The organism is Mesorhizobium sp. M5C.F.Ca.IN.020.32.2.1, from assembly GCF_004023105.1.
GTDB classification, from domain to species: Bacteria; Pseudomonadota; Alphaproteobacteria; order Rhizobiales; family Rhizobiaceae; genus Mesorhizobium; species Mesorhizobium wenxiniae.
This window is the reverse complement of sequence record NZ_RZSX01000353.1, coordinates 1-6189: the sequence shown is the minus strand read 5'-3', so window position 1 is coordinate 6189 and position 6189 is coordinate 1. Positions and strand designations below refer to the sequence as shown.

Genomic DNA, 6189 nt, shown 5'->3' with positions numbered 1-6189 from the left:
AAGGTGGGCGACGCGATCGCCACCGACGAGCCGCTGGTCGAGCTCGAAACCGACAAGGTAACGGTGGAAGTGCCGGCCGCGGCCGCAGGAACGCTCAGCGAAATCGCCGTCAAGGAAGGCGAGACGGTCGAGGTCGGCGCTTTGCTCGGCATGATTTCGGCGGGCGACGGGGCAAAAGCGGCAGCACCCGCGAAGGCGTCAACTCCTGAAACGAAGCAGGACGCGGTATCGCAGGCCTCGGCGCCGACCGCCGCATCCACAGTCGAGCAAGCCGCGGCCGAGACCGCCAAGATCGCCGGCGATGCCGGGCCGATCGAGGCGCGCGCGATGCCGCCGGCGCCGGCGGCGGCGAAGCTGCTGGCCGAGAGCAATCTCGCGGTCGACCAGGTCTCGGGCTCCGGCAAGCGCGGCCAGGTGTTGAAGGGCGACGTGCTCGACGCGATCGCCAGGGGCGCGCCGTCGCAGCCGGCCGAGACGCCGAAGGCCCCTGCACCGGTTGCTGCCCGTGCGCCGTCCTCGGCCGACGACGCGTCGCGCGAAGAGCGCGTGCGCATGACCAAGCTGCGGCAGACCATCGCGCGCCGCCTCAAGGAAGCGCAGTCGACTGCCGCCATGCTGACCACCTTCAACGAGGTGGACATGAGCGCGGTGATGGCGCTCAGGACCAAATACAAGGATGTTTTCGAGAAGAAGCACGGCGTGAAGCTGGGCTTCATGGGCTTCTTCACCAAGGCCGTCACCCATGCGCTGAAGGAGATCCCCTCCGTCAATGCCGAAATCGACGGCACCGACATCATCTTCAAGAACTACGCCCATATCGGCGTCGCCGTCGGCACCGAAAAGGGCCTCGTCGTGCCGGTCGTGCGCGACGCCGACCAGATGTCGATCGCCGAGATCGAGAAGGATATCGGCAGGCTGGGCGTCGCCGCGCGTGACGGCAAGCTTTCCGTGGCGGATATGCAAGGAGGCACGTTTACGATCTCTAACGGCGGCGTCTACGGCTCGCTGATGTCGACGCCGATCCTCAACGCGCCGCAGTCGGGCATTCTGGGCATGCACAAGATCCAGGAGCGGCCGGTGGTGGTCGGCGGCCAGATCGTGATCCGGCCGATGATGTATCTGGCGCTCTCCTACGATCACCGTATCGTCGACGGCAAGGAAGCGGTGACCTTCCTGGTCCGGGTCAAGGAAAGCCTGGAGGATCCGGAGCGGCTGGTGCTCGACCTCTAAGGTAGGTCGAGGTGAGCGGGAGAATGGATCTGCGCCACCGAATGAGCTCCTCTCGTTTGCGCTCCGGATTGTTTTTCACGTTGTGCACGGCCGGTGTTGCGCAGACGGGATCGGCAGCCTTTGCCGCCTGTCCGCTCGAGCTTGCCGTCTATGGCGATGCCGAAAGCGCGGCCGAGATCGATTTTAGGCCGACCGGGGGATCGGCCGTCGTCACCAACACCTTCAAGATGGTGCTCGACAACGGCGTCGTGCTCGACGGTATCGTCATGTGGACGGAAGGCGTGGCGCGGCCGCATGGGTCGCTGATGTACAAATGCCCGACAGGCGACGTCACCGGCGACGAGCTCGCCGCCTGCACGGTGTGGGAGGGGGTCGTCTACAGTGCTGACGAGAAGGGCAACATCGCTCTGCTGCCGGCCGAAGGCGTGGACGCGCCAAAGACCCTGATCTTTCCCGACCTCGGGCCGTCGCTGCAGATGTCGTCCGCCTATGGCGCCAATGGCTTTTCGAAAGTGCCGTGGGACGTTTTTTCGCTGAAAGGCTGCCAGGAATGAGCGCGACGAAAAAAGTCCTGCTGGTCACCGGCGGCGGCCGCGGCATCGGCGCCGCCATCTGCCGGCTGGCAGCCAAGGCCGGCTACCGCGTGGCGGTCAACTACGCGACGAACCAAAGCGCCGCCGACGCACTGGTCGCTGAAATAGCGGCGGCAGGCGGCGAGGCTTTGGCGGTCAAGGGTGATGTCGGCGTTGAGGCCGATGTCTTGGCCATGTTCGAGGCAGTGGACCGCGCCTACGGCCGGCTCGACGCCCTTGTCAACAATGCCGGCGTGGTCGACGTCAAGGCACGCGTCGACGAGATGAGCGTCGCGCGGCTGGAGCGCATGATGCGCATCAATGTCATCGGCCCGATGCTGTGCGCCCGCGAGGCCGTGAAGCGCATGTCGAGCAGCCATGGCGGCAGGGGCGGCGCGATCGTCAACATTTCGTCCGCCGCCTCAGCGCATGGCTCGCCGGGCGAATATGTCGACTACGCGGCGTCCAAGGGCGCGATCGATACCTTCACCCTTGGCTTGGCCCGCGAGGTGGCAACCGAGGGCGTGCGCGTCAATGCGGTGCGTCCTGGCATCATCGGCACCGAGATCCATGCCTCGGGCGGCCAGCCCGACCGCGTCGAGCGGATGAGGGACATGCTGCCGATGAAACGGGCGGGCACGTCAGATGAAGTCGCGCATGCGGTTCTTTATCTTTTGTCGGACGACGCGTCCTATACGACGGGCGCAATCCTGAATGTGAGCGGCGGCCGCTGAGTGCCAGACCAGAAGGACAGTATCATGGCTTATGACGTCGTTATCATCGGATCGGGACCGGGCGGTTATGTCTGCGCCATCAAGGCGGCACAGCTCGGCCTGAAGACGGCGGTGGTCGAGAAGAACCCGACCTTCGGCGGCACCTGCCTCAATATCGGCTGCATCCCGTCCAAAGCGCTGCTGCATGCTTCCGAAATCTTTGCCGAGGCCGGTCATTCCTTCGACGCGCTCGGCGTCGAGATCGGTGCGCCAAAGCTCAATCTAGGGAAGATGATGGCGCACAAGGATGCGACCGTGTCGTCCAACGTCAACGGCGTTGCCTTCCTGTTCAAGAAGAACAAGATCGACAGCTTTCGCGGCACCGGCAAGGTCTTGTCCGCCGGCAAGGTGTCGGTGACCGGCGAGGACGGCAAGGTCGAGGAGATCGAGACCAAGAACATCGTCATCGCCACCGGCTCCGACGTCGCCGGCATTCCGGGCGTCAAGGTCGACATCGACGAGAAGGTCATCATGTCCTCGACCGGCGCGTTGTCGCTGGCCAAGGTGCCGGGCCATCTGGTGGTGGTCGGCGGCGGCGTCATTGGGCTGGAGCTAGGCTCGGTATGGGCGCGGCTCGGCGCCAAGGTGACGGTCGTCGAGTTCCTCGACACCATTCTGGGCGGCATGGACGGCGAGGTTGCCAAACAGTTCCAGCGCATGCTGTCCAAGCAAGGCGTCGAGTTCAAGCTCGGCGCCAAGGTCACCGGTGTCGCCAAGGCCAAGAAGGGTGCCACCGTGACGTTTGAGCCGATCAAGGGCGGTGCGGCCGAGATCATCGAGGCCGATGCGGTGCTAATCGCGACGGGACGCCGGCCTTATTCGGACAGTCTCGGGCTGAAGGAAGCCGGTGTCGAGGTCGACGAGCGTGGCCGGGTCAAGACGGACGGCCATCTCAAGACCAATGTACCCGGCATCTACGCCATCGGCGACGTCATCGCCGGGCCGATGCTCGCGCACAAGGCCGAGGACGAGGGGGTGGCGGTGGCCGAGATCATTGCCGGGCAGGCCGGCCATGTGAACTATGATGTGATCCCGAACGTCGTCTACACCAGTCCGGAAATCGCCTCGGTTGGCAAAACAGAGGAAGAGCTGAAGGCGGCCGGCATCGACTACAAGGCCGGCAAGTTTCCGTTCAGCGCCAATGGCCGGGCGCGCGCCATGCTGCATACCGACGGCTTCGTCAAGATCCTGGCGGACAAGCAGAGCGACCGCGTGCTCGGCGTCCACATTGTCGGCTTCGGCGCCGGCGAGATGATCCACGAGGCGGCAGTGCTGATGGAGTTCGGCGGCTCGTCGGAAGATCTTGCCCGCACCTGCCACGCCCATCCGACGATGTCGGAAGCGGTGAAGGAAGCGGCACTGGCGACCTTCTTCAAGCCGATCCACATGTAGGCCTTCCCAAGCTACTCCGGCAGCCAACTAACGGCTCAAGGCAAAACGGCCCGCTTTTCAGCGGGCCGTTCGTATCTGGAGTCAGCAGCCGATCACTGCGGGGCTGGTGCGGGCGCCGGAGCAGGCGCTGGCTCAGCAGGCGCGGGAGCAGGTGCCGGAGCAGGCGCTGGAGCTGGCTCTGCAGGTGCCGGAGCTGGCGCAGGCTCTGCCGGAGCAGGCGTCGGTTCAGCGGGCGCCGGGGCCGGCGTCGTGGCGGCCGGCGGTTCAGTAGGCGCTGGCGCTTCGTCGCTTCTTCCAAAAACATAGTAAGCGACAATAGCCAGAATAACGACAACCAGGGCAATCAGCCAGCCGGTGCTGCCGCCACCCGACCTGGGAGGGGGTGTCGGAGTGGTGTACGGGTCGTTTGGATTCGCCATAAAAGTGTCCTCCGTGGGATGAAAGGTATCAATCAACACACATCAACGCGCAATCGCCGAACAGGTTTCACGCTAGGGATCGAAACCGCCGAAAACAGGGCAATCTTCGCCGGGAATCGTTTGTCCGCACGCACTTTACTCGCAAAATTCGCAGCAATCGAGCCAAAATAAACCTTTCGATCTTCCTGTACTGAGACAAGCTTTCCGTGATTCGGGAAAGGCGTTGCCCCGAATCACGTTTTGCCGGATTCGCAACTCAACCGTGCAACTCAATCGACGGCAGTGACGGTGTAGCCGGCCTTGCGGAAATCCTCGACCAGACCTTCCGCGCCCGGGAGGTGCAGGGCGCCGACCGCCATGAACGCGTTGCCCTTGGCGAGGATCGGCCCGGCATGGTCGATCATCGCCTTGTTGCGGCTGGTGATCATGGTTTCCTCGAAGGCGGCATAGCCCGCCGAATCGTCTTCGTCGCCGGGGAGGACGGCACGAAATAGCGGCCAGAGCATGCCGATGTCGCCGCGCTGGTAAAGCACGATCATGGTTTCGTTGACGTCGTTCACCCTGTTGCCGAGCTTCAGTGTGTCGACGAGGCCCTTCATGTGAAAAGCGAGCGGCAGCGAGGCCATGGCGCGAAGCTGGTCGGCGATGGTCTCCAAACCATCGACGGCTTTGCCTGAGGCTTTGGCGTCCTGCGCAAGCTTGATGTCGAGCACCGGCGTGCCGCCGGCCTGCCGGGCCAGTTCACAGGCCGGGAGCGCGACCATGGTCGACAGCATCCACGGTTTCATCTTGGCAACGCTCGCCGGCGGGATGCCGCGCGAGTCGAGCGCCTTGTTCACCGCCGCCGCATCGTCCGGCGACAGCAGCGAGGACAGCGTGGTGCTGTCGGTGAACATCATCAGTTCCGGTTCTTTCAGGAACGCCGCCATCATCTTCTGCTGATCGAGCACCTCCGTGGTCTCGATGACGATAGTGTCGGCGGCGTCAAAGGCCTTTTGCGCGGCGGGCGGCAGAGTGGTCACGCGCGGGTCGGACATATGCATGGTGCCGAACAGGAAGGACGGTCTTTCGCCCGCCTTTTCCAGTTTCCACAACAGGCCCTTGCCGTTCGGTGTCGCGGCCGCTTCGGTCTCGATCTTGCGGTAGGTGGCCGGGTCGTCCTTCTGCAAGGCCGACAGCATGTCGGCGCCGGCGCAGGCCGGAGTTTCGGCGCGCGCCTTGCCGGCGGCGAGCAGCGCGATGATGAGGAAAGAGAGAAAAAACAGGACGTTGAGCGCCACGAGCAGCCTCAACGAGGCAAGGGCCGTGCGGTCGGCGATGGCAATGACGCGTTTCATGGTCCGCTTTTTAGAGACAAAGAACGGCGAAACGGTTAACCGGCGCAGCAAAATTGTCTTGGACAGGGCTCCACGGCTCATATCTTGGCTGCAACTTTGCGAAATCATGCGTCGGTTACGCCCGCGGATGGGCCGCTTCATAGATTTCGAGCAGCCTGGCGGTGTCGACGCCGGTGTAGATCTGTGTCGTCGACAAGCTGGCGTGGCCTAAAAGTTCCTGGATGGTGCGCAGGTCGCCGCCGCGTCCAAGCAGATGCGTGGCGAAGGAATGGCGCAAGGCGTGCGGCGTGGCGGTGTCGGGCAGATTGAGCGCCGAGCGCAGCCTGGCCATGTCGCGCTGGACGATGGCCGGGTTGAGCGGGCCGCCGCGGGCGCCGCGAAACAGCAGGCCCTTCGGGTCGAGATGATAGGGGCAAAGCCGGCGGTATTCGGCGATCGCCCGCAGCGCCACCGGCAGCACCGGCAC

General features: G+C 64.2%; 6 protein-coding genes. 4 read left to right on the top strand and 2 right to left on the bottom strand.

The annotated features are described in order from the left end of the window. The 4 genes from odhB to lpdA all read left to right on the top strand — a co-directional run. Positions 1 to 1230, top strand: a 1230-nt coding sequence (gene odhB, locus EOA86_RS18300) for a 2-oxoglutarate dehydrogenase complex dihydrolipoyllysine-residue succinyltransferase (RefSeq protein ID WP_128342945.1), incomplete at its 5' end; no start/stop codon positions are given. 41 nt (positions 1231 to 1271) lie between these two features. Beyond that, a complete protein-coding gene (locus tag EOA86_RS18295; RefSeq protein WP_245485585.1) occupies positions 1272 to 1784 on the top strand; it encodes a hypothetical protein in 513 nt (170 codons plus the stop codon). After that, on the top strand, positions 1781 to 2536 hold the full coding sequence (locus tag EOA86_RS18290) for an SDR family oxidoreductase (RefSeq protein WP_128342943.1): 756 nt from the start codon (positions 1781 to 1783) through the stop codon (positions 2534 to 2536). Before EOA86_RS18295 ends, EOA86_RS18290 begins: the two co-directional genes overlap by 4 nt. A 24-nt stretch (positions 2537 to 2560) precedes the next feature. Further along, positions 2561 to 3967 (top strand): dihydrolipoyl dehydrogenase, encoded by a 1407-nt coding sequence (gene lpdA / locus EOA86_RS18285; RefSeq protein WP_128342941.1) that lies wholly within the window; start codon positions 2561 to 2563, stop codon positions 3965 to 3967. A gap of 688 nt (positions 3968 to 4655) precedes the next feature. Here the strand turns inward: lpdA and EOA86_RS18275 are convergent. Beyond that, positions 4656 to 5723, bottom strand: a complete 1068-nt coding sequence (locus EOA86_RS18275; RefSeq protein WP_127208345.1) for a TraB/GumN family protein — start codon at positions 5721 to 5723, stop codon at positions 4656 to 4658. A gap of 115 nt (positions 5724 to 5838) precedes the next feature. Further along, positions 5839 to 6189: tyrosine-type recombinase/integrase (locus EOA86_RS40390; RefSeq protein ID WP_164891812.1), on the bottom strand; the 351-nt coding region annotated here is incomplete at its 5' end.